This window comes from Mycetocola sp. CAN_C7 (assembly GCF_015752285.1).
Classification (GTDB): Bacteria; Actinomycetota; Actinomycetes; order Actinomycetales; family Microbacteriaceae; genus Mycetocola_A.
The window spans coordinates 1-23,173 of record NZ_JADOUY010000007.1 but is presented as its reverse complement, the minus strand read 5'-3'; the positions used below and the strand labels follow the sequence as shown (position 1 = coordinate 23,173).

General features: G+C 64.8%; 24 protein-coding genes and 1 pseudogene. 17 read left to right on the top strand and 8 right to left on the bottom strand.

Going from position 1 to position 23,173, the window contains the following annotated elements:
• Window position 1 precedes the first annotated feature (1 nt).
• Together IWX78_RS14385 and rimM are read left to right on the top strand one after the other, a co-directional pair.
• Window positions 2–238 (top strand): RNA-binding protein, encoded by a 237-nt coding sequence (locus IWX78_RS14385; protein ID WP_090709355.1) that lies wholly within the window; start codon window positions 2–4, stop codon window positions 236–238.
• Window positions 195–836, top strand: a pseudogene (gene rimM, locus IWX78_RS14380) (ribosome maturation factor RimM); the annotation flags it as partial. The gene IWX78_RS14385 and the pseudogene rimM, both read left to right, overlap by 44 nt.
• 567 nt (window positions 837–1,403) lie before the next feature.
• Here rimM and IWX78_RS14375 read toward each other — a convergent pair.
• Window positions 1,404–1,862: a molybdenum cofactor biosynthesis protein MoaE gene (locus IWX78_RS14375; RefSeq protein ID WP_196834329.1), complete on the bottom strand. Its 459-nt coding sequence runs from the start codon at window positions 1,860–1,862 to the stop codon at window positions 1,404–1,406.
• A gap of 119 nt (window positions 1,863–1,981) precedes the next feature.
• On the opposite strand from IWX78_RS14375, the gene moaA reads away from it, so the two are divergent.
• Window positions 1,982–3,073: a GTP 3',8-cyclase MoaA gene (gene moaA, locus IWX78_RS14370; RefSeq protein WP_196834328.1), complete on the top strand. Its 1,092-nt coding sequence runs from the start codon at window positions 1,982–1,984 to the stop codon at window positions 3,071–3,073.
• A 3-nt stretch (window positions 3,074–3,076) separates the two neighbouring features.
• A complete protein-coding gene (locus tag IWX78_RS14365; protein ID WP_196834327.1) occupies window positions 3,077–3,343 on the top strand; it encodes a MoaD/ThiS family protein in 267 nt (88 codons plus the stop codon).
• Here the strand turns inward: IWX78_RS14365 and IWX78_RS14360 are convergent.
• From IWX78_RS14360 to nirB, 4 genes are read right to left on the bottom strand one after another with little or no spacing between them, the layout of a single operon-like run.
• Complete coding sequence (locus IWX78_RS14360; protein ID WP_196834326.1) at window positions 3,307–4,416, bottom strand: ThiF family adenylyltransferase; 1,110 nt, start codon at window positions 4,414–4,416, stop codon at window positions 3,307–3,309. The genes IWX78_RS14365 and IWX78_RS14360 overlap by 37 nt on opposite strands.
• A 6-nt stretch (window positions 4,417–4,422) precedes the next feature.
• Window positions 4,423–5,556, bottom strand: coding sequence for a uroporphyrinogen-III synthase (locus tag IWX78_RS14355; RefSeq protein ID WP_196834325.1), 1,134 nt, complete (start codon window positions 5,554–5,556; stop codon window positions 4,423–4,425).
• Window positions 5,553–6,332: a uroporphyrinogen-III C-methyltransferase gene (gene cobA / locus IWX78_RS14350; protein ID WP_196834324.1), complete on the bottom strand. Its 780-nt coding sequence runs from the start codon at window positions 6,330–6,332 to the stop codon at window positions 5,553–5,555. Before cobA ends, IWX78_RS14355 begins: the two co-directional genes overlap by 4 nt.
• Window positions 6,332–8,941 carry a nitrite reductase large subunit NirB gene (nirB, locus tag IWX78_RS14345; protein ID WP_196834323.1) on the bottom strand — a complete coding sequence of 870 codons (2,610 nt, stop codon included), beginning with the start codon at window positions 8,939–8,941 and terminating at the stop codon, window positions 6,332–6,334. Before nirB ends, cobA begins: the two co-directional genes overlap by 1 nt.
• Before the next feature lie 237 nt (window positions 8,942–9,178).
• Here nirB and nirD point away from each other — a divergent pair, with 237 nt between their 5' ends.
• From nirD to IWX78_RS14305, 8 genes are all read left to right on the top strand, one after another.
• Entirely contained in the window at window positions 9,179–9,544 is a 366-nt protein-coding gene (gene nirD / locus IWX78_RS14340; RefSeq protein WP_196834322.1) for a nitrite reductase small subunit NirD, read from the top strand.
• Complete coding sequence (locus IWX78_RS14335) at window positions 9,541–10,287, top strand: sirohydrochlorin chelatase (protein ID WP_334684756.1); 747 nt, start codon at window positions 9,541–9,543, stop codon at window positions 10,285–10,287. The genes nirD and IWX78_RS14335 overlap by 4 nt, the downstream gene beginning before the upstream one ends.
• A gap of 111 nt (window positions 10,288–10,398) precedes the next feature.
• Window positions 10,399–11,127: a tRNA (guanosine(37)-N1)-methyltransferase TrmD gene (gene trmD, locus IWX78_RS14330; protein WP_196834320.1), complete on the top strand. Its 729-nt coding sequence runs from the start codon at window positions 10,399–10,401 to the stop codon at window positions 11,125–11,127.
• Between the two features lie 9 nt (window positions 11,128–11,136).
• On the top strand, window positions 11,137–11,640 hold the full coding sequence (locus tag IWX78_RS14325; RefSeq protein WP_196834319.1) for a hypothetical protein: 504 nt from the start codon (window positions 11,137–11,139) through the stop codon (window positions 11,638–11,640).
• A 173-nt stretch (window positions 11,641–11,813) separates the two neighbouring features.
• Window positions 11,814–12,158, top strand: coding sequence for a 50S ribosomal protein L19 (gene rplS / locus IWX78_RS14320; RefSeq protein WP_196834318.1), 345 nt, complete (start codon window positions 11,814–11,816; stop codon window positions 12,156–12,158).
• A 75-nt stretch (window positions 12,159–12,233) separates the two neighbouring features.
• On the top strand, window positions 12,234–12,989 hold the full coding sequence (lepB, locus tag IWX78_RS14315; protein WP_196834317.1) for a signal peptidase I: 756 nt from the start codon (window positions 12,234–12,236) through the stop codon (window positions 12,987–12,989).
• A complete protein-coding gene (locus IWX78_RS14310; protein ID WP_196834398.1) occupies window positions 12,989–13,633 on the top strand; it encodes a ribonuclease HII in 645 nt (214 codons plus the stop codon). The genes lepB and IWX78_RS14310 overlap by 1 nt, the downstream gene beginning before the upstream one ends.
• 12 nt (window positions 13,634–13,645) lie before the next feature.
• The gene (locus IWX78_RS14305) at window positions 13,646–13,969 is read left to right on the top strand and encodes a DUF2469 domain-containing protein (protein ID WP_196834316.1); all 324 of its coding nucleotides are present in this window, start codon (window positions 13,646–13,648) and stop codon (window positions 13,967–13,969) included.
• 14 nt (window positions 13,970–13,983) lie between these two features.
• Here IWX78_RS14305 and IWX78_RS14300 read toward each other — a convergent pair whose 3' ends face one another.
• Window positions 13,984–16,569 (bottom strand): DUF4062 domain-containing protein, encoded by a 2,586-nt coding sequence (locus tag IWX78_RS14300; protein ID WP_196834315.1) that lies wholly within the window; start codon window positions 16,567–16,569, stop codon window positions 13,984–13,986.
• 109 nt (window positions 16,570–16,678) lie between these two features.
• Here IWX78_RS14300 and IWX78_RS14295 point away from each other — a divergent pair, with 109 nt between their 5' ends.
• From IWX78_RS14295 to IWX78_RS14275, 5 genes are all read left to right on the top strand, one after another.
• Complete coding sequence (locus IWX78_RS14295; protein ID WP_334684754.1) at window positions 16,679–17,953, top strand: low temperature requirement protein A; 1,275 nt, start codon at window positions 16,679–16,681, stop codon at window positions 17,951–17,953.
• 100 nt (window positions 17,954–18,053) lie between these two features.
• Window positions 18,054–18,410, top strand: a complete 357-nt coding sequence (locus IWX78_RS14290) for a YraN family protein (RefSeq protein WP_196834314.1) — start codon at window positions 18,054–18,056, stop codon at window positions 18,408–18,410.
• Window positions 18,410–19,867 (top strand): YifB family Mg chelatase-like AAA ATPase, encoded by a 1,458-nt coding sequence (locus IWX78_RS14285; RefSeq protein WP_196834313.1) that lies wholly within the window; start codon window positions 18,410–18,412, stop codon window positions 19,865–19,867. The genes IWX78_RS14290 and IWX78_RS14285 overlap by 1 nt, the downstream gene beginning before the upstream one ends.
• Window positions 19,868–20,139: 272 nt before the next feature.
• A complete protein-coding gene (locus IWX78_RS14280) occupies window positions 20,140–20,625 on the top strand; it encodes a hypothetical protein (protein WP_196834312.1) in 486 nt (161 codons plus the stop codon).
• Complete coding sequence (locus tag IWX78_RS14275; protein WP_196834311.1) at window positions 20,576–21,232, top strand: HIRAN domain-containing protein; 657 nt, start codon at window positions 20,576–20,578, stop codon at window positions 21,230–21,232. The genes IWX78_RS14280 and IWX78_RS14275 overlap by 50 nt, the downstream gene beginning before the upstream one ends.
• Before the next feature lie 49 nt (window positions 21,233–21,281).
• Here the strand turns inward: IWX78_RS14275 and IWX78_RS14270 are convergent, their stop codons facing one another.
• Window positions 21,282–21,716 (bottom strand): hypothetical protein, encoded by a 435-nt coding sequence (locus IWX78_RS14270; RefSeq protein ID WP_196834310.1) that lies wholly within the window; start codon window positions 21,714–21,716, stop codon window positions 21,282–21,284.
• Between the two features lie 431 nt (window positions 21,717–22,147).
• Window positions 22,148–23,011 carry a hypothetical protein gene (locus tag IWX78_RS14265; RefSeq protein ID WP_196834309.1) on the bottom strand — a complete coding sequence of 288 codons (864 nt, stop codon included), beginning with the start codon at window positions 23,009–23,011 and terminating at the stop codon, window positions 22,148–22,150.
• Window positions 23,012–23,173: the final 162 nt, after the last annotated feature.

Here is a 23,173-nt window from a genome sequence, read left to right as displayed (position 1 = left end):
ATTGCTCGCACCTGCTCTCGAACACCTCGTCAAGGGGATTGTTGACAATCCGGACGACGTGACCGTCGTAGCGCAGAGCTCACCACGCGGTGAGGTCCTCGAGGTTCGTGTGAACCCCGAGGACCTCGGCCGTGTGATCGGTCGCTCCGGCCGAACGGCCAAGGCACTTCGCACGCTTGTCTCCGCTCTCGCCGATGGCCGACGCGTTCGCGTCGACGTCGTCGACACCGATTCCTGACGTGAACGCTGCCCAGACGCCGAAGACCCAGTTGCGGGTCGGACGGCTCACGAAGGCCCATGGCCTCAAAGGGGCCATCAAGCTCGAACTCTTCACCGACGACCCCGAACGCCGGTTCGTGCCGGGGGCCGTTTTCACCCTCCAGGTTCCGACCGGTTCGTCCTGGCACGGGAAATCGCTCACCCTGACCGAACTGCGTTGGTACAACGGCCACCCGGTCGGCTTCTTCGAGGGCGTCTCAGACCGAACCGAGGCCGAAACTCTCGTCAAAGCCATCCTCTGGATCGAGCAGGACGTCTCTGAGGCTTCCCCGGAAGAGGACGCCTGGTACGACCACCAGCTCGTCGGACTCGCCGTGCACCGTGACGGCGCGCGGGTCGGTACCGTCGCGCGGGTCGATCACTTCCCCGCCCAGGACCTCCTCATCGTGACGACGGCGTCCGGCGACGTGATGGTGCCGTTCGTGAAGGCTCTTGTGCCTGCGGTTGACATCGCTGCAGGGATCGTCACCGTCACTCCTCCGACAGGCCTCTTCGAAGAGCTTCCGGATGATGACGACGACGACGTGGATGTCGCCGCTGCGGCCGCTGGCCCTGCTGATGTCGCCTCTGGTGATACAGATGGTGATGTCGCCCTCGCGAACGCCGGCGCTGCTGATGTCGCGTCTGGTGATTCAGATGGTGATGTCGCCGTCGGGAACGCCGGCGCTGCTGATGTCGCGTCTGGTGATTCAGATGGTGATGTTGCCGTCGACGAGCCAACGACCGACGAGCAAAAGTAACCTCGCCGCCGCTTCTCCAGACCACAAATTCAGGAGATTCTGCCAGCGCGAGACGTCAAATTCAGGAGATTCTCTCGACACGCCGGCCCGCCGGCATCCGTGGACGGCGTGTCGCGGCGTTTCTCCTGAATTTGGAGCAATCGCCTGAATGTGAGGCTCAAGACCTTCACCGTTGCTGTCGACAGGACGCAAACGGCTGGATAGAGCCGCGCACAGCCACCATTTGTGTCGGATGAACGGATGCCTCGGTCGTCGCGTTGTTCATCGGACGCAAACGGCTGGCTAGAGCCGCGCACAGCCACCATTTCTGTCTGACCAGGGAACGCGGCTGGGTCCTTCGGAGAGCGAGGCTTCGACCACGAGCAGGCCGGATGGCTCACCGCGTCAGCCGATCGCCTGCACCCACTCGGTGCCACCGTCGACGAAGGCCTGCTCTTTCCAGATCGGCACGCTCTCCTTGACCCGATCCACGAGAGCACCGCAGGCCTGGAACGCCTCGGCTCGGTGAGCACTCGCAACAGCACACCCCAGAGCGAGGCCGCCGACCTCGAGACGCCCGATCCGGTGCGCGACAGCGACAGCGACGGCCGGGAAATCCTGGCAGACAGACTCGGCGGCAGCTCGGAGCGCGTCTTCGGCACTCGGATGCCCCGAGTAGCTCAGCCACGCGACGCTGCGGTCGTCGTCATGATCGCGCACCACCCCTTCGAAGGTGACGACAGCACCGCGAGAGTCATCTGTCACCGCAGCCCGGAGGGCATCCAGCTCGATCGGATCGGCTGTCACCGACGCGACTCGCACAGTGCCCGTGGCGCCTGCTGTGACGATGTCGTCTGGTGTCATGAGGATCCTTCGCTCGACGCTGGGAGCGGACGGCGTCTCCACCTCCGTATCGTGCCGAGTTTACCGGCACGATACGGCACCGGGGCTCTGACATGAGCGGTCTCGGCTACGCTTACCGAATGACCGTTGCACTGGGGATCCCGCGCACCCGTCAGAGTGCCGTGATCACGGACGCGGCGACGTTGCCGGCCGACCGGCCGCGAACGGATGCTCTCGTCGACCGGTTCGGTCGGGCCGCCACCGATTTGCGGATTTCCCTGACTGACAAGTGCAACCTGCGGTGCACCTATTGCATGCCGGCTGAGGGACTCCCCAGCCAGCCGGTCGACGCCCTGATGACAGCTGACGAGATCAGGCGTCTGGTCGGAATCGCCGTCACCACGCTCGGGGTTCGCCAGGTCCGTTTCACCGGCGGCGAGCCTCTGCTCAGGGCGGATCTCATCGACATCGTGTCCGCGTGCGCAAGCCTTCCGAACCGGCCGGAGATCTCACTGACCACCAATGCCATCGGTCTCGGCTCGCGGGCCGGAAAGCTCGCCGCGGCCAGACTGGACCGGCTGAACATCTCCCTGGATTCGCTGCACCCCGATGTGTTCGCGCTTCTCACGCGGCGTCCGTTCCTGCAGCGCGTGCTCGACGGCATCACGGCAGCGGGCGACGCCGGTTTCGCATCCATCAAGATCAACGCCGTCCTCGTCCGCGGTGTCAACGACGATCAGGCCGTCGAGCTCCTTGACTGGTCGTTGCGTTCCGGCCACCAGTTGCGGTTCATCGAGCAGATGCCGCTCGACGCCGACCACAGCTGGACGAGGGACGGCATGGTGACCGCGGCGCAGATCAGACAGATCCTGTCTGAGGGATTCGACCTCACCCCCGATTCCGCCCCGCGGGATGGTGCCCCCGCTGAACTCTGGCAGGTGCGGCGGCCCGGCTCCGACCTGCTTCTCGGCTTCGTCGGAATCATCGCGTCGGTGACCGAGCCGTTTTGCGACGACTGCAGGCGCACGCGGCTGACCGCCGAAGGAGGAGTCCGCAGCTGCCTGTTCTCCAACGATGAGACCGACCTGCTCGGGCCCATGCGTGCCGGCGCCGATGACGAGACCCTCGCGCGGCTCTGGCAGGGCGAGATGTGGCGCAAGACCGCAGGCCACCAGGTGAACAGCCCGGATTTCGTGCAACCGGAACGCACGATGAGCGCGATCGGTGGCTGAAAAATGACCGTGACCATCGGCGTGCGGTACTTCGCCGGCGCTGCTGCCGGAGTGGGGCGCACCGAGGAGCGCAGGCGGTACGCCGCTCCGATCTCGATCGACAGCGTGCTCGGAGATGTCGAACGGTCGTCGGAATCCGGAGACGACCGGTTGGGCACCGTCCTCGGGCGTTGCTCGTTCATCGTCAACGGCCTGACCACGCGCGATCGCTCGGTGCTCCTCGCCGACGGCGATCAGCTCGACGTGCTCCCGCCGTTCGCCGGCGGCTGACCCCGACGCCAGGCGCGGATGCCCCCATCCAGACTTCTCGCCTGGTGTCCCTGCGCGAGAAGGTAGTCGACAGCGGCAGCGGACCGAACACCGCTCTCGCAGTAGACGACGAGAAGGTGGTCGTTGTCGAGACGGCGGAGAGCATCGGGCAGGTCGGTCTGCGGGATGTTCACCGAATCGGGGATGGCTGACTCGCGATGTTCGGCTGGCTCACGCACATCGATCACCGTCACCGACTGACCACCATCGCGCAACCGGTGGAACTCCTCGGCGCTCACGGTTGCGGGCTCCGCTGCTGACGGCGTGTGCAGGCGAGCGCCACCGGACTGCAGGGGGATTTCACGAAAGCCCGCCGTGAGGGCGTCGATGACGAGCACCCGGCCGACCAACGGCTCGCCGAATCCGACGACGAGCTTCATCACTTCGGATGCCATCACCCCGGCGACGAGGGCACTACTCGTTCCGAGCACGCCGACGAGCTCGCAGGATTCGGCGGTGTTCGACGCGGATTCGTCTGGGAAGAGATCGCGAAACCCCGGAGAGCCGGGGACCGACCCGGGATCGAAGACGGAGACCATCCCGTCGAAGCGCAGGACCGATCCCCAGACGAGTGGGATTCGGTGCGTCGCGGCGGCATCCGCCACGAGATAGTGGGTTTCGAACGTGTCTGTTCCATCGACGATGACGTCGTAGTCGGCCGTGAGCGTGAGGGCGTTGTCTGTGTCGAGTCGCATCGGATGCTGCACGACCGTGACGTGCGGATTGACCGTTGCCAGGGTGCGTGCCGCCGAGACGGTTTTCGCTTCGCCGACGCTGTCTGACCGATGGACGGTCTGTCTGGCCAGGTTCGACTCGTCGACGACATCGTCATCGACAAGTCCGATCGTTCCGATCCCCGCTGCGGCGAGGGAGATCAGGAGCGGCGAGCCGAGGCCTCCGGCTCCGACGACCAGAACCCGGGCCGTCGAGATACGGTGCTGCCCGGCGGCGCCGACTTCGGGCAGTACCGTCTGGCGCTGGTATCTCACCGGCACCTCGGTGACGGGCTTCGGTGGTTCGAATGACAGGGTCATGGGGCGTCAGACGTCGATCCGGTAGCCGCGCTTGACGATGGTGCTGACGAGCCCGGAGATCCCCAGGGCCTGCCGGAGCCGACTCATCGACACCTCGAGAGCGTGTTCGTCGACGTTCCCGGGCAGCGCGGCGGCGAGTTCGGCGCGGGAGATCACGTCGCCGCCAGCGAGCATGAGGCGTCGGAAGAGAATGAGCGCAGACGGAGCGAGCTGCACCCGTCCTGTCTGCAGTTCGACCAGGCATCCTCGCAGCGCGACAGGTCCGTGACGGGTGTCGAGCCTGATCACTCCGTGCTGCTCGAGGTGCTCGCAGACGAGGCGGATCAACGCCCCCATCCGGTAGCGCTCCGGAATGATCGGGGTGATGCCGTACGACAGCAGGGGAGCCGCGGTGACCGGACCGACCGCCGCGGTGATGACCCCGCCGGTAAAAGCGCCGAGGAGGTCCGAATCCTGGCCGAGCGCCTCAGCGGTGCTGAACAGGGCATCGACTGCCGGCGCACTGGTGAAGGTGACGACGTCGATGCCGCCGGTGAGAACGGCATCGATGAGCTTCTTCACCCGATCGTCGGTCTGGTCGGGATCCGCCCAGCGGTAGGGCGCGACGGTGAGCACCTCGGCATGGACGGCGCGAAGCCTGTCGAGTTGAGCCTCATCGGTGTAGCCATGCAACTGCACGGCGATGCGGAGCCCCGGTGGAAAGTCGGCGAGCACCTTGGTCACCAGCGAGGCGGTCGTCTCTTCGTCGCTCATCCCGATGTCGTTCAATCCCGTGGCGCGGATGGCGCCGCGAGCCTTGGGACCGCGGACGAGGATCGCGGTGTCAGACAGGGCATCGACGAGATCGTGGCCGAGGCCCGCGGTGTCTGCGATCTCGAACCAGCGACGGATACCGTACGACGTCGTCGCGAGGAGAACATCCGGTTGGGCAGCGAGAATCGCCCGGGTGTCTGCGATCAGTGGTTCATCGTGGTCCGCATGCGCGATGCGCAGGGTCGGTGCGTGGACGACCGAGGCTCCCCGTCTTTCGAACGAGTCGATCAGGTCCTGGGAGCGCCGGTCGCTCGTCACGCCGATGCGGAATCCTTCGAGTTGATCCGCGCGGAAGCCCGGGACGGTGCCCGTCGTCCCGTCACTCACTGGAACGCCGCCAACCGGGAGGCGCGATCCATGAGCGCGGCGGCATCGAGGTGACCGTCGAAAGCCAGGTCGACGACCCGTCCGATCACCAGGACGGCGGGGGAGCGCACCTCGACCTGGGCGGCGACGTGCACCACCGAGCTGAGATCGGCGATCGTGGTGCGCTGCTTTTCGCTGAACCCGCGCTCGATGATCGCGACCGGGGTGTCCGGTGCGAGTCCTTCACGGAGCAGACCCTGCGTGAGCGTCGCGAGGGTGCCGACTCCCATGAGAACGACGATCGTTCCCCCGAGGCCGGCGAGGTGCCTGTGCTCGGCGTCGGTGAGCGGGGCGTGCCCACTCACAACGGTGAACATGTGACTCACCCCGCGGTGGGTGAGCGGGATCCCGGCGGAGGCGGGAACGGCGACAGCGCTGGTGACGCCGGGAATGACCTTCACCGGGATGCCTTCCCTGTGGCAGGCGAGTACCTCCTCGCTTCCTCGCCCGAAGACGTAGGGGTCCCCGCCCTTGAAACGGACCACGTTCGAACCGCCGAGCGCGTGTGCGACGATCTGCGCCTCGATACCGCCCTGGCCGATCGGGTGATGGCCGGGGCGCTTGCCGACATCGATGAGGGTGGCGTTCGGTGCGAGCTCGGACAACCGGTGGTGCGGGGCGAGCCGGTCGTACAGGACGACATCTGCGCGGCCGAGGGCGGCGAGTGCTGCTGCTGTCAGCAGGCTCTCATCGCCCGGTCCTCCGCCGACGAGCGCGACCGTTCCGGCATCCGTCATTACGCCCCTTCCCTTACAGGAATGGTAGGCCCTGTCAGGTAGACGGCGTCTCCCCTCTCCACCTCGACGGCCGTTGCCGGGCGCATCTGACCGCGTTCGTGCACCCGCGCGACGCCGGTGTCTGTCGCAGACGCGTCGTTGACGAACGGACGGAACTTCTTCAGCCGTTCGGGGTCGGCGAGGGTCGCTGCCCACTCGTCCTCATAGTTGTCGACGTGCTTCGCCATCGACGCTTCGAGCTCGTCGCCGAGCCCGAGCGAGTCATCGACGACGACCTCCCTGACGTGGTCGATTCCGCCGTCGAGGTCCTCCATCCATCTGGCCGTGCGCTGCAGCCGATCGGCGGTGCGGATGTAGTACATGAGGTAGCGGTCGATGTACCTGATGAGGGTGTCGTCATCGATGTCACCGACGAGGAGCTGCGCGTGAGTGGGCTGGAAGCCACCGTTGCCGCCGACGTAGAGGTTCCAGCCCTTGTCGGTTGCGATCACTCCCACATCCTTGCCCCGCGCCTCCGCACATTCGCGTGCACACCCGGACACCCCGATCTTGAACTTGTGCGGGGCACGGAGCCCGCGGTACCGCAGTTCGAGGGCAACGGCCATGCTGACGGAGTCCTGCACGCCGAAGCGGCACCAACTCGAGCCGACGCAGCTCTTGACGTTGCGGAGCGACTTGCCATACGCCTGCCCGGACTCCATCCCGGCGTCGACGAGGACTTTCCAGATCTGGGGCAGCTGGTCGAGCCTTGCGCCGAACAGGTCGATCCGCTGGCCGCCGGTGATCTTCGTGTACAGGCCGAAGTCCGTGGCCACCTGTGCGATGACGGCCAGCTTCTGGGGCGTGATCTCACCTCCGGGGATGCGGGGGACGACCGAGTACGTACCGTCCTTCTGCATGTTCGCCATGGCACGATCGTTGGTGTCCTGCAGCGTGCCACGGCCGGAGTCGAGGATGTGTCCGTCGTGCTGGCTGGCGAGGATCGACGCGACGGCCGGCTTGCAGACGTCACAACCCCTGCCGTGGCCGAAACGGGCGATGATCTCGTCGAACGAGGTCAGCTCGTAGACACGGACGGTTTCAAAGAGCTCCTGGCGTGAAAGCGCGAAGTGCTCGCACAGGGCGCGGGACACCGCGATCCCCGACTTCGTGAGTTCGGTCTCGAGGATCTTTTTCACGAGCGGGACGCACGAACCGCACTGGGTGCCGGCACGGGTGCAGGATTTCAGCTCCCCGAGGTCCGTGCAGGCATCGGTGTGGACGCCGTTGACGGCGTCGCGCACCGTTCCGACACTCACGTTGTTGCAGGCGCAGACCAGCGCGGCGTCCGGGAGGTCGTCACCGGCGGGCGCCTCCATTCCGGATGCCGAGAGGTAGGCTGCCGGTTCGCTCGACAGCTCAGACCCGAGCATGGGGCGCAGAGACGCATACGGTGAGGCGTCGCCGACGAAGATGGCGCCGAGAAGCGTTTTTGCATCATCCGTCATCACGAGCTTCTGGTACAGGCCGCGCGCGGGGTCCGCATAGACGATCTCCAGGCAGTGCTCGGTCGTGGCGAGTGCGTCTCCGAAGCTCGCGACATCGACCCCGGAGAGTTTGAGTTTCGTCGCGTCGTCCACCGTGGTGAACTCTGCCGCTCCGCCGAGGATCCGGTCGGCGACGACCTCGGCCATCGCATTCGCTGGAGCAACGAGGCCGGTGCACCGGCCTTCGAAGCAGGCGACCTCGCCGATCGCCCACACGTTCTCGAGCGATGTCCGGCAATCGGTGCCGATGACGATTCCTCCGCGCTCACCGACGGTGATCCCGGCCGTTGCGGCCAGTTCGTCGCGGGCCCGGATGCCGATGGCGAAGACGACGAGGTCCGCGGCGATCTGCTGACCGCTCGAGAACTTCACGCCGGAGACCGTTCCGTCTTCTGCGTGCAGGATACTGCGGGGCCTGGTACCGAGGTGCAACCCGATGCCCTGCGACGCGATGATCCTGCCGAGGGCACGACCGGCGCCCTCGTCGAGCTGGGCAGACATCAGCCACGACCCGGAGTGGACGACGCTCGCATCGGCTCCACGTCGAGACAACCCCCCGGCGGCCTCGAGCCCGAGGAGGCCGCCTCCTGCGACGAGCACGCGCGCCGGGCGGCCGAGCTCGAGCGCAAGCCGGTCGACCTGACCGGCCAGGTAGTCGACGTCGTCGATGGTGCGGTACACCTTCGCTGATTCGTGGCCGGTGATCTCCGGAACGGGAGCGGACGATCCGGTAGCGAAGACGAGTTCGTCGTACGGCAGGGTCCTGCCGAGCGACGTGGTGACCGTGCACGCAGCCGGGTCGACGGCATCCGCACGCTCGCCGAGAAGAAGCGTGACGTGGTCGTTGTCCCACAGGTTCGACGGCTGCAGGGTGAGGTCGGCGTCATGCTCGAGACGCTTGCTCAGTGCGACGCGGTCGTAGGGAAGATACGGCTCCTCACAGACGACGGTGACGTGCAGGGTACGGGCGTCGTCCCTCGAGTGGACGGCGTCGGCGAACCGGTGAGCGGCCGGGCCACCCCCGATCACCACGATCTCGCGAACGGCCGCTGGTCGAGCTGAATCCATGGGAGTGCCAGTCATCGTTCCGTACCTCCAAGTAGCTGGTGTCCGGCGAGCGTAACCGTCGGCGGTTTCGCCCCAATTTCCCGCACATGTCAGCGGGTTGTCTGGCACCGCACAGTGCCGGCGGCACGGTGAGAGGACGGATTCACACGACAGAAACATCCCAATGCTCTTCGCGAAACAGGGGGCGCATAGCGTCGCTGGTGACCGGAAAGGCTCCAACCGAGCCGGAACACGATGGGCAGGGTGGTTCGCATGACCATAGCAATCGACAGGGACGTACGCCGGACCCCGGTGACCACGTGGGAGAGCGTCTGCGCCGTCGACGAGCTCGAGCCCTCCTGGGGTGAGGTCGCTCTTCTCAAAGCGCAGCAGATCGCGTTGTTCCTGCTCTCGCCGTTCGAGGTGTACGCCGTGTCACACCGTGACCCGCACACCGAGGCTCACGTCATGGCGAGGGGCATCGTCGGTTCGAAGGGTGACAGACCCACCGTCGCATCTCCGCTTCACAAGGAGGTCTACGACCTGGCAACCGGAGAATGCTTCAGCAATCCCGACTTCGTGCTTCAGACCTACCGGACCCGCATCGTCGGCGGCATGATCGAGGTGGAACTGTCGTGACAGTGCTCTCGCTCTCACCCCGCACCGCAACGACCGCTGCCCTCGTCGCCATCTCGCACGGCACGAGCTCTCCTGCCGGCCAGGCGGCCGTCGCCGGGCTGGTCGACGCCGTCGGAGTGAGCTTGCCGTCGTCGATCGTCGAGGGAGGATTCGTCGACGTGCAGCAGCCGGACGTGCAGGCGACGCTCGGCAAACTGGACGCCGACCGGCCTGCTGTTCTCGTTCCCCTGCTGCTCTCGGCCGGATACCACGTGCACGTCGATCTCGTGAACGAAGCGGATGCTTCCGATCGGGTGACCGCGATCTCGCGTGCGCTCGGGCCTGACGATCGACTGGTCGACCTCCTGGCTCGCCGTCTCGCTGAGTCCGGTCTCACCGAGACGGATGCCGTTGTGCTGTGCGCTGCCGGTTCGACTGATGCGCGAGCCGTCGCCGACTGCCGTGAGACCGCGGTTCGGCTGGGCGTGGTGCTCGGCCGGCCCGTGAGTGTGGGATTCATCTCGGCTGCACAGCCGCCGATCGAGACCGCCGTCAGCGATGCACGGGCCAATCACCCCGGGTCACGGGTCGTCGTCTCCACCTACCTGCTCGCCCCCGGCTACTTCGCCGATCTCGCTTCCGCGACCTCCGCGGACCTCGCAACGCCTCCGCTCCTCACCGCCGGCGGAGAAGCCCCAGCCGAGCTGATCGACATCGTGCGCGACAGGTATGTCGACGTGCTGACCGGAGCCGACGCATCCTGAGCTGACTCCGCGGCGTCCGTCTACGGTGAGCACACACGGCCCTGCGCGGCAGTTCTCGGAGCGGTTCCCACACTGAACAGCCGCCGGGAGGGGCTCCCCTAGGATTTCAGCATGCGCATCGACATCGTCACGATCTTTCCCGAGTTCTTCGACGTGCTCGACATTTCCCTGCTCGGCAAGGCGAGACAGGCCGGCATCATCGATCTCGGTGTGCACAACCTGCGCGACGCGACGACCGATCGGCACCGCACCGTCGACGACACACCCTACGGCGGGGGCGCTGGAATGGTGATGAAACCGGAACCGTGGGGGACGATTCTCGACGGCATCCTCGACAGCGACCCGGATGCCGGCCCTCTCGTCATCTTCCCGTCGCCGGCTGGCGAGGTCTTTACCCAGTCGATGGCCCGCGAACTCGCGACGGAGCACCATCTCGTGTTCGGGTGTGGACGGTACGAGGGGATCGATCAGCGCGTGTTCGACGACACGGCGACGCGTGCCCGGGTGCGCCTCGTCAGCCTCGGCGACTACGTGCTCAACGGGGGAGAGGTGGCGGTGATGGCGATGGTCGAGGCGATCGGCCGGCTCATCCCCGGAGTGGTCGGCAACCCGCACTCGCTCGTCGAGGAATCGCACGAAGACGGCCTGCTCGAAGCCCCCAGCTACACGAAACCGGCATCCTGGCGCGGTCTGGACGTGCCGGGGATCCTGCTGAGCGGCAATCACGGAGCAATCGCCGCCTGGAGAAAAGAGCAACAGCTGGAACGCACCAGGCGGGTGCGTCCTGACCTGCTCGCTCAAGCCGACGATCGGCGGGATTCTCCCAGCGCACGGCCGTAGGCTGGAGTCATGATTATTCGCCGCGCTTTCCGCACCTGGATGGTCATCGCCGCCGTGGCTCTTCCGATCTGGCCGCTCATCGGCTGGGGGATCTTCGGTGGAGGAGGCTGGCAGTTCCTCGTCCTCGTCATTTCGATGCCCATCCTGTTCGTCGCGATGCTCATCGTCGCCGGGCTGATCCGAGCGCGGCCCACCGTTCGGCGGGAGAAGGCGGTGTCGTGGCTCGACGTCGGCATCCTCACCCTGTGGCAGGCATCCGTCATCGGATTCGGCCTCTTCGGGCCGTCGTCGGACGCGTTCGCGGTTCTCGGAGTTCTCACCGGCCTGGCCGCCTTCTGGATCGTGCTCTGGGAGTTCTTCACCGATGCCCGGAACCGCGCCCGCGAGACGATGGCCGAGTTCGAGCAGATGGCCTCGCGTCCGACAGCCCGTCCGAACGGACTGAATGGTCCGGTTCGCGACGGCGAAGAGCTGATCGTCGTCAAGGAAACCCGGATACCACCGAAGGACTGAGCCGGAGCTTTTGCGCCGGACCGGCCATTCATGGCAGAATAGACGATTGTGCCGCGGCCAGACTCTGCCACAGGGGAGCCAGCGCCACTGCCTCGATTCTCGAGGCGCCGGACACACCCCCATCATCCCTGAATTCGTAGTCGACCTGTGGCGGTTACAGAGAGCGAAATATCATGCACATCCTCGACAGCGTCGATGCAGCATCCCTCAAGTCCGACATCCCCGAATTCCGTGCCGGCGACACCGTCAAGGTGCACGTGAACATCGTTGAGGGCAGCCGTTCTCGTATCCAGGTCTTCCAGGGCATCGTTATCGGCCGTCAGGGCGAGGGCGTCCGTGAGACGTTCGCCGTCCGCAAGGTCAGCTTCGGTGTCGGCGTGGAGCGTAAGTTCCCGGTGCACTCCCCGGTGATCGACCAGATCGAGGTCATCACCCGCGGTGACGTGCGTCGCGCCAAGCTCTACTTCCTCCGTGAACTCCGTGGCAAGAAGGCGAAGATCAAGGAAAAGCGCAACTAATCCCGTTCGACTCCAACCGGAGTGAAAGAACCGAAGCTCCCCGCCGATAAACTGGTGGGGAGCTTTGGCGGTTAAATGACTGAAACAATCCAGCCGGCAGACGACGTGTCTGCCGGACCACGACGGCGTTCCCGGAAGAAGGGGGCGCTCCTCTTTCTGCGCGATGTCCTCGTGATCTTCGTGGTGGCGCTCCTCGTGTCGTTCCTCGTCAAGACGTTCCTGGTGCGGTCGTTCTACATCCCGTCCGCGTCGATGGAGCAGACCCTTCGAATCGACGACCGCATTCTGGTGAACGAACTCGTGCCCGATCTCGTCGGGCTCGAGCGCGGCGACGTCATCGTGTTCCGTGACCCGGGCGGCTGGCTTCCGCCGTCACCGGAACCGGATCTCCCTCCGCTCACCGCCGCAGCCGACTGGGTGCTCTCTCTCATCGGGTTGTCGGCATCCGACAGCGACGATCACCTCATCAAACGGCTCATCGGGCTGCCGGGCGATCACGTCGTGTGCTGCAACGCGCTCGGCCAGATGACCGTGAACGATGTTCCGCTCAGCGAGCCGTACATCACCATGCCTGCAGGCAAGACGGATGTCTCCGAGGTCGCCTTCGACGTCGTGGTTCCGGAAGGCTCCCTGTGGGTGATGGGCGACAACCGCTACAACTCCCGTGACTCCCGGTACAACCGCGAACAGCCGGGCAACGGCTTCGTTCCGGTCGACAACGTCGTCGGGCGAGCCTTCGTGATCAGCTGGCCAACGGCGCACTGGGACTGGCTCGACAACCACCCCGACGTTTTCTCGGGCGTCAGGGACCCGGAGAACGCGAAGCAATGATGGGTGTCTGTGACCCGACAGACGCGGTGGAACGGGAGCTGTTCGGTGCGGGGACCCGCTACGTGATCGGCTGCGACGAGGTCGGACGCGGTGCCCTCGCCGGACCCGTCGCCGTCGGCATGGCCGTCGTCGCCGCTGACTGCGGACCCCACCCCGACGGTCTGCGCGATTCCAAGATGCTGAGCGAGAAGCGCCGGGTGGCGCTCGACCCGGTGGTGCGGGACTGGGTGCTGTTCTCTGCCGTCGGACTCGCGGATGCCGCGGAGGTCGACGAACTCGGGATCACTCACTGTCTCGGGCTGGCGGGGAAGCGAGCTCTTCGCATCCTGTTCGACCAGGGTGCAGACATCGCGGCAAGCGTCATCCTGCTCGACGGTAATTCAGACTGGCTCAACCCGGTGCTCGCCAGCCCGCTCGACGTGCGGACCCGCATCAAAGCCGACCGCGATTGTGTGTCGGTCGCCGCGGCATCCGTCATCGCAAAGGTGCACCGCGACAGCATGATGATCGCCTCAGACAGTGTGTCGCCCGGATACGGCTGGAGCGGTAACAAGGGCTACAGCAGTTCGACCCATCTGGATGCGATCCGGTCGCTCGGGGTCACGTCACTGCACCGGAAAAGCTGGCTCGTCGCCTACGCGTAGGATGGATGCACCATGGAAGAAGACGAGTTCGAGGACTACGACCGCGAGGTCGAGTTGGCCCTGTACCGGGAGTACCGCGACGTCGTGTCGCAGTTCAAATTTGTGATCGAGACCGAACGACGGTTCTATCTCGCCAATGACGTCGACCTCGTCCGGAGGGACACCGAACACGACTTCTATTTCGAGATCACGATGAACGATGTGTGGGTCTGGGATGTCTACCGTTCCGATCGGTTCGTGAAGAGTGTGCGCGTGCTCACTTTCAAGGACGTCAACATCGAAGAGTTGTCGACCCGGGACTTCGAACTGCCCAAGGAGCTCGCGCTCGACGAGTAGGCGCTTGCGCCCCCTCACTCGGAGTGAAGGGCGTAGACCACCGCTTCGTCGATCGAGAGCGCTTCGCCTTCTGTGCGGACCTTGTCGAGGGCTTCCGCGTCGTTCCCGGCCAGGATCGGCGCCAGGTACCGCTCGTGGAATGAGAATCGGTTGGCGCCGTACAGTCCGGTCTGTTTGCGGAGGTCGTCTGCGGCGTGGAGTAGTCGTCCCGCGCGCCTGAGCTGGCGACTCGCGGCGGCGATCGCCGTGAGCCCTTCGAGCCCGTAGACCACCCCCTCGGCATGACCGATGTGCGCGGCCGTCTCCAGGCTCTCTTCGAAGAGGATTCGTGAATCGACGGTCTGCCCGTTCGCAAAACGAGCCCAGCCCAGATGCTGCAGGGCGACCGTCGTGCCGAGGTCGTCGTGGCCCTGCCTGGTCAGTGTCAGGCTCTCCTGGAATCGACCGATGGCATCAGGCACTGCGTCCTGCATCAGGGCCAGTCGACCGAGGGTTACCAGAGCCATGGACTCGCCCCACCGGTAGCCGGCACCCCTGAGCAACTCCACGCTGCGCCGGAGAGACGTCTCCGCCCGCTCGGTGTCGGGGTTCTTGTCAGCGACCACGGCGAGCGCGAGGAAGATGAGCGCGAAACCCTCGCCGACGCGGTCGTCGATGCGCCGGAAGAGTTCCACGCTTTCGGCCAGACCGGGGACGACCCGATCGTTCGCCTCGTGCCAGAGCAGGATGGACCGGGAGAAGTACAGAGCGATGGCGCGTGTCCTGTCGGGGATGCCGTCGGTCTCGAGCACCTCGTCCATCCAGGCTCTGACCTCACCGAGGAGTCCGCCGACCCACCAGTAGATGAGCAGGCACCAGGTGAACTGAGCGACGGCGACCATCTCTTTCGAATCGAGCAGATACCTGGCGGCCGCGCGCAGGTTGTCTCGATCGTCGTTGAGCAAGGCGATCACTTCACGTTGACGAGTGCCCTCGAGCTCGTCCTCGAGCGCCGCGGCAAGCCCGACGTAATACGTCGCGTGGGCGGCGCGGGCGTCGGTGAGCTGCCCCGTCGCCTCGAGCTGTTCGAGCGCATACTCGCGGACCGTTGCAAGCATCGAGTAGTAGGGAAGGTCACCCCGGTCCAGTTCGCGGACCAGGCTGTTGTCGACGAGCGCGCCGAGGGCGGTCATGGTGTCTGCGTCAGGATCATCACCCGCCACGGTTTCCACCGCATCGAGGGAGAAGCCACCGGCGAAGACACCGAGCCGGGCCAGCAGGTTCTTCTCGTCGTCGCCCAGAAGCTGGGTGCTCCATTCGATCGTGCTCCGGAGCGCCTGCTGACGCAGTGGGAGATCCCGTGGACCACCGGAGAGCAGCGACAGGCGGCGGTCGAGCCGCGCCAGGATGGCCGCTGGAGGCAGCATCCGGATACGGGCTGCCGCCAGTTCCAGCGCGAGGGGAACCCCGTCGAGAGCAACGCAGATGGCGGCGATCGCGTCGACGTTGTCCGGGGTCGCCTCGAAATCCGGTTTGACGGCCCTGGCGCGCTCCACGAAGAGCGCAACGGCTGCCGAGGTCATCGCGCCACGGGGATTCAACGATCGGGCCGGGTCCGGCAGACCAAGCGGGCCGACCTCGACGGCGTGTTCGCCGGAGACCCGCAGGAGCGACCTGCTCGTGACAAGAAATTTCACATCTGGTGCAGAGGCGAGGAGCGTGGTCAGTATCGGGGCGGCCGGGAGGATCTGCTCGAAATTGTCGAGCACGATGAGCATCTGCCTTGTGCTCAGCGCTGTTTTCAGTTTGTCGAGAACAGGTTCGTCTCCGGTGTCGAGGACCCCGAGAGCTTCGGCAATGGCATTCGGAACGAGCGCGGCATCCTGTACCGATGACAAGTCGACGAAGGTGACCTCGATGTCAGGAAGGGCTCCTGCCCGACCGGCCACTTCGAGGGCGATCCTCGTCTTGCCGATGCCGCCCGAACCGAGAAGGGTGACCAGCCGGATCGAGTCTTTGCGGAGCAACGCGGCCACGTCGTCGAGCTCGCCTTCACGGCCGATCAGCTGGGTCAGGGCGGCCGGAAGTGCAGAACTCCGCTCGCCGAGCACGATCGGGTTGGTTTCGAGCGGCACCGGCCGACTCTGGTCGAAGCGCTCGGCCAGCAGGGTCGCCAGGTCGGCTTCGAGGAGCTTGCGCAGTTCCTGCGGGGTCGAGAACGTCTTGAATGACGCCCGGTCATCGTCACGCACCCGGGCGAGCAGGTCGACGAGCCGCGCCTCCCGGTGTGGGGCCGGGTCGCGAACGTAGATGAGTTTCGGGAAGTCGGGAGCCAGGTTGTATTCGTCTTCGAGGCCGGAGACGGTCTCTCCCGGTGCGACCCAGCCGTACTTCTCGGCGTAGATTCCGACGAAGACGTCGCTCTGCTCGAGATACGCCCGGTAGAGCTGCCGCGGCGGGTGGGGTCTGGCGCCGAGTTCGAACATGACGGGGGCGAGGTGAAGTCGTTCCACCGCGAGGCGCGCGTACTTCCGCTCGACCGCGAGTTCTTTCAGAGTGGAACTGACAAAGACTCGCAACCTCTGGTCGGGCGTTCGGATGGCACCCGTGGTGTGCGTCATGACTCGCATTCTCCCCAATTCGATGCGCCCGGTCCAGCCCTCTCCTGAGCGGGCCTCACTTTTCGTTCGGCCTGCCCCGACTGCACGCGGTTCGTGTCACGATGGTGCAATGTCCGAGATCGTCGATCCGCGTCGAAGGCGGGGACTCAGCCACCGCCTTGTCCCGATGAGCGGGCGGGACCCGCAGGAGTCGCATCGGGCCGCAACGCCTCTGGAGTTGCTCTTCGACCTCACCTTCGTCGTCGCGTTCGGCATCGCCAGTTCCGAACTCGCCCACCTGCTGGCTGAGGGCCACGTGGCATCCGGGCTCGGGGCGTTCGTGTTCTCGATGTTCGCGATCTGCTGGGCGTGGATCAACTTCTCGTGGTTCGCGTCTGCGTACGACACCGACGACTGGTTCTACCGGATCACCACCATGGTGCAGATGATCGGCGTCATCGTGCTCGCCCTCGGCCTCCCGGCGGTTTTCGATTCACTCGACGAAGGCGCGCATCTCGACAACGGCGTCGTTGTCGCCGGGTACGTCATCATGCGCGTCGCCATGGTCGCCCAGTGGTTGCGGGCGGCGCGGCAGGACCCGGAGCGGCGCAGCGTCTCACTCAGCTACGCCGGATTCATCATTCTCGCGCAGGTGGGCTGGATCATCACGGCCATCCTCGACCTGTCCGTCGCCGTTGTCTTTCTCGTCGCTCCGCTTCTGTACCTGGTGGAACTCGCCGGACCTGTCGTCGCCGAGCGGCGTTTCGGAGGAACCGCGTGGCATGCGCGCCACATCGCCGAACGGTACGGGCTGCTGACGATCATTGCGTTGGGTGAGGGCGTCATCGGAACTGTCGCATCAGTTTCGGCTGTCATCGAGGAACAGGGCTGGAGTTCAGAGGCAATCCTCATCGTCGTCGCTGGAACGGGTCTGACCTTCGGGCTGTGGTGGAACTATTTCGTGCTTCCGTCCGGTCGGATACTGGAGCGGTACCGGGAGCGCAGCTGGGTGTGGGGTTACGGTCATATGGTCGTCTTCGCGTCGATCGCGGCGACGGGTGCTGGGCTTCATGTCGCCGCGTACGTCGTCGAAGGGGTCGCCCACATCGGGGTGGTCGGGGCAGTACTGAGTGTTGCCATACCGGTGCTGATCTTCAGTGCGGCGTTGTTCGTGCTCTACGGACTGCTCCTTCGCGAGTTCGACCGATTCCACATCGGATTGTTCCTCGGGACTGTTTTCGTGCTCGCCCTGTCGGTCATGATGGCGGCGGTTGGAGTATCGATGGGAATCTGCCTGCTCGTCGTGATGGCGGCGCCCGCTGTCGTTGTCGTCGGATATGAGTTGCTCGGCTACCGTCACCAGGCCGCCGTTCTCGTCCGGGTCCTGGGGGAATCGGCGGAGTAGCCCTCCACAGGCCCTCGCAAGGGTCGTCCGATCCACGGGTACCAGTCGGCCCAGACCCGACCAGCCCGCCATGCGCCATCCTCGACGGATGGAGGCGATCATGGCCAGCAAAGACGAACTCGGCCGCCGGGGTGAAGCGCTCGCTGCACGATTCCTCGAGGATGCCGGTTACCGGGTGCTGGAACGTAACTGGCGGTGCGCCCGCGGCGAGATCGACATCATCGCGCAGACCGGCAACACGATCGTCTTCGTCGAGGTGAAGACGCGCTCCGGTCTGGCATTCGGGCATCCGTTCGAAGCGATCACTGCCACCAAACTGGCGCGACTCCGGATGCTGGCCGGATCGTGGTGCGCCGATCACACCCCGGGAGCGGCACAGATCCGACTCGACGCCATCGCGGTCATCGCGCCACGGCGGGGATCGCCGACCATCGAGCACCTCCTCGGGGTGTTCTGATGCCGGTCGGGCGTACCTGGTCCGTTGCGCTTCTCGGTCTCGAAGGATCGCTCATCGAGGTGGAGGCAGACATCTCGTCCCAGCTGCCGAGGTTCGTCATCATCGGTCTCGCAGACAAGTCCCTGGGGGAGGCGGAGGGGCGTGTGCGTCAGGCCGCGACGAACTCCGGATGCCGGCTCTCCGGCCAGCGGATCACCGTGAACCTCTCGCCGGCGAGTCTTCCGAAGAATGGGTCGGGGTTCGACCTCGCCATCGCGCTGTCCTGTCTGGCTGCGGATGCGGTGATCTCCAACGAGTCGATCGACCGGGTGGTTCACATCGGCGAACTCGGGCTCGACGGCCGGTTGCGACCGACGCCCGGTATCCTTCCTGCCGTGCTCGCCGCCATGCGCGCCGGGCGGGGCACCGTCATGGTACCGCGAGGAAACGAAGACGAAGCGAGCCTCGTGCCTGGCATCCGGGTGGTCGGTGTCGCGTCGCTTCGGGAGGCGGCGATCTGGCACGGTGCCGAACTCGATCCGATCCCGGTGGAACCGATCCTGCAGCCTGACCCGGGCGACGTCGGAGAGAACGAACCCGACCTCTCCGACGTCGTCGGCCAGGACGACGCCGTCCAGGCACTGCTCGTCGCAGCGGCCGGTGGCCACCATGTGATGATGCTCGGGCCACCCGGTGCGGGCAAGACCATGCTCGCCGCGCGGCTCCCTGGCATCCTGCCAGACCTGACGGTTCCTGAAGCCCTCGATGTCACCTCGATCCGGTCGTTGGGCGGGCAGAGCGTCGGTCGCAGCCTCGCCTTTCGGCCACCGTTCGAAAACCCCCATCACACGGCGACAACCGCAGCCATCCTCGGCGGAGGGAGCAAGGTGATCCGGCCGGGAGCCGCAGCGCGGTCTGCTCACGGTGTCCTGTTTCTCGATGAGGCCCCCGAGTTCCAGGCCAGCGTGCTCGACGCGCTTCGGCAGCCTCTCGAATCGGGGACGATCAGCATCCACAGAGCCAACGCCATCGCCCATTTTCCGGGCCGATTCCAGCTCGTTCTGGCCGCCAACCCCTGCCCGTGCGGACAGTACGGCGCGAAGGAGAACACGTGCACCTGCCCGCCGAGTGCAATCCGCCGCTACCTCGGTCGGGTGTCCGGCCCGCTGATGGACCGGATCGACATCCAGCTGCGGGTGCGAAGAATCACGTCGGCAGAGCTCGCGGTATCGGCCGAGGCTGACCGGCTGACGAGCGCAGATGCACGACGGGTGGTCGCTGACGCCCGTCGACGCACTGCAGCCCGACTGGTCGCGACACCGTGGACCACCAACGGTCAGGTTCCCGGTCCGTGGCTGCGGAGTGGAGAACGGATGCTGCCCCGAACGGTGACCGCTCCGATCGACCGTGCACTCGAGCGGGGCGCGATCACCATGCGCGGCTACGACCGGGTACTGCGGGTCAAGTGGACACGCTAAAAGCATATTTATGAGTGAGAGGATGGACGGCATGGAGAGCGATCTCGACACTCCGAACTGCCCGCGCTGCCTGGTGCGCATGGAGCCAGAGTATTGGGGGCGAACTGTTGTATGGGTGTGCCCAGAATGTGGCCTAATGCGCCTATAGCTCAATCGTGCTCTAACCGACGATGCCCCTCTAAAGCGGGCTGAGTGGCGCGGCGTCAGCGTGGATAAGCTCAGCGCGCGTTGCTAGCCTCGCAACGCTCGACACTGCCGCGCAGGAAGTCGCTGTGACGATGATGCTGGATCAGGCGCGTCAGTGGCTGGAGCGGGCGAAAGCGTCTACGGCTCCGGCGCAAGACGTTGCGGAGTTCAAGGCGTTCGTCGCGACGGTGGCCGAGGCCGCGAAGCAGAAGAAGCTGAGCCTCGATATCCAACTGGACGCCGTTGAGATGGTGCGCCGCTCTGAGCGTGCGCTTGGTGTCGCCATTCGTGAGGGGCAGGAGGCTAAAGAGATCACGGACCGAGGCAATCGCGAAAATTATGGTGGGCCCAACCATCGACAAAGTCGAGATGCGACTTTGTCGTCTCCCAGCGATTTCCTTGCAACCGGAACGGATCGGGCACTGACCTACGCGGTGACGGACAACGTGACCGAAGAAGAGTTCGAGGTCGCCCTGTCGGTAGCGAAGGACGAGGGCAACCTGTCCCGCGCGGGCATGGCGGATGCACTCCAGAGCAGACGCGAACGAGAATGCGCACAACGTCGCTACTGACAAGAACTTGTCACCTGAGCCTCGTCCAGTTGCGCGTGTCGTAACGGCTGACGCAGAAACGGGCGAAGCCATCGAGAACGAGGCGCGCACAATCACCGGGCTGGCGCCCGACAAGTTTGAATCTCGTTATCTACACAGCAGCAGGTGGGCCGATTTGCTGATTCTCAAGAACGGGCTCCCACCGCTTCACCTTGTCAAAACGGGTGAAGAGTATTGGCTTGCTGAAGACACAACAGGGTTGCTGGTGAACGTCGCAAACACAACCCTTAGGAAGATGGGCCTCTGGACATTCAAAATTCGCGGCCTGAACCATCACACAGCGGCGGCTAGAGCGGGAAACTTCTCCCCAGGCAGTCGAGTATTGCTAGTACGCGAGCCCGATAACGAACACGACAGCAACGCTGTAGCGGTGCACGCAGCAAACGTGAGCGGAGTTGTTGGCTATGTGAACAAAGGTATGGCTCCCGGCATAGCGAAAGCGCTTGATGCCGGCGAACAGCTCACGGCGATAGCGTTGCGCGGTTCATTGGCGGGACGCAACAATGACGCAGTGAAGGTTATCGCAACCTCACCAAAGCTGATGGCGCACCTCCAGCGGCGGTTCTAAGGCGGTGGCATCGGTCGACCTACGGCAACCTTAGAGGGAGCCTGTCGCGTCACAAAGAAACTTGGAGTGGCTTCAACGTCGCCACGGTGCCTTTCAGCGGTGCCCCCAGAGCGATGTAGCGACCCTGCGAATAGATCTCGATGCTGCGGCCGTCACGGATTACCCGACCGCCAGACGCCGGCAGAAGGCCCCAGACGTGCAGACCCGTCCCTGAGATGGAAACCTCAGTGAAAGTACCCGGGTTAGCGTCCAACACGTCCTGTGCCCACGTTGCGATAACGCCACCCTCAATACAGTGGTCGAGGTCGATTACCCCGATTCCGTCGCCGTTCAGAACAAAGCCGACGCCGACGCCTCGAGTGCTTGCTTTTGCCTCGTCATACGTCGCCCAAGTTGTCGGGTCAATCGTTGAGGCTTGCCCGCCATTGACCGCAAGTGGCACCTTTCTGGCCGAAAAACGGACAAAATTAGGCAAAATACGCATGTTTTGAGGCAGTCTCTGAGCAGAACGCGCAGAATAGACGCGGCATCGTGGTGTGCAGAACCTGGCCCCTGCACGCACGGTGACCATGCCGCCGCCGCAATACTCACACCTTCTGTCCATGCAACCAGTTTAGCAGGTGTTACGGATAAACGGCGAAATCACGCGGAACTTGAGTCGTTGGAGAATCCTCGGAGCGTAGGGCACCCTCTAAGCGGTTAGGGGTAGGCCGGAGTACCCCCAACGCACAAAAACGCCCCCAAACCGGCACGAAAGGCCAATCAGAAGGCGGAAAATCACCGGGATTCAGCTAGCAGGACCAGAATTGCTATCCGGCGGTAGAGCCAAAACCCGCGAGGGGGGTAGGCCAGGGGGTCAGCGAAGCGAGCAGGTTCGCACCCCCCAAACGAAATGAGGGGTGCGTCCCGGTCGGCTTAGGCTACTACGTCTGCGAGTTCTCCTGGGTGCTGTGCGCGTACGTCAGGCTGTCGTGTGTGTGGCTTGCCGTCGTCGTCGTGCTCTATCTCGGTGGGGTTGGTACTGGTTACCTCGTCCTCTGCCCATAGTCCTGCGGTGAGTCCGTGCTGTGTTGCCCAGATGAAGCTGTCGAGGTCGCCGTCGATCATGCGGTCACGGATGCTGTACTCGTACCCTTCACCTGCACGTCGGATCAGCCCGGTTGCTTCGCCCTTCCATTCGTAGTGGTCATCGCGCTGGAATGTTGAGGGGATGATCTTGTACAGCCGCAGGTGGCGCGTGGTCTTGTACACGAGTGTGAGGCGGTCCCATGCTTCATCCACTGCGGGGTTGAGTCGGAGCCATGCTGTCTTGTCGGTGCGCGCCGAGGCGGGGCCGTTGTCAATCTCGACGGAGAAGCCTTCGGGGATTGCGTCGAGGATCGTTGCAATGTCGGTGGTGACATACGGCTGGAAGTGCTTTACCCATCCGATTGATTCGAGGCGTGCCGCGAATATGCCTGATGCTTTGATCGTTGCCGAGTTGTAGATTCCCGCGAGGGCCGTTGTGCTGGCGAGTGTTGCGACGGATGCGGCAGCGAGGACCTCGGTGATGGTTCCCTTGTTGTTCGCAAGCTTCGTGGCGATTTCGTTTGTGGCGGTGGTGGCGTCCGCGCTCTGTCGGATGGTCCGAATGTTCGCGTCTGCGGCTTCCCATGCGTCTTGGGCTTTGACTGCATCGCCGGGGATCTTGACGCCCTGCTCTGAGAGTGCCGTGAGCAGACGGTCGAGGTGCTGGCCGGCTGCTGCATCGCGGGTGGCGGGTCGAGTGGTTTTGTACATTGTGGTTCTCCTTCTAGTTGTTGTTCATGAGGTCGGCAACCATGTCATTCACGGTGTTGTCGCCTGGTGCGCCCGTATGGTGAATTGAGACAGGCGTTAGGAGGATCTGTTTCATGTCGAATCGTCGTAAGTTCAGTGCCGAGTTCCGGGCCGAGGCCGTGG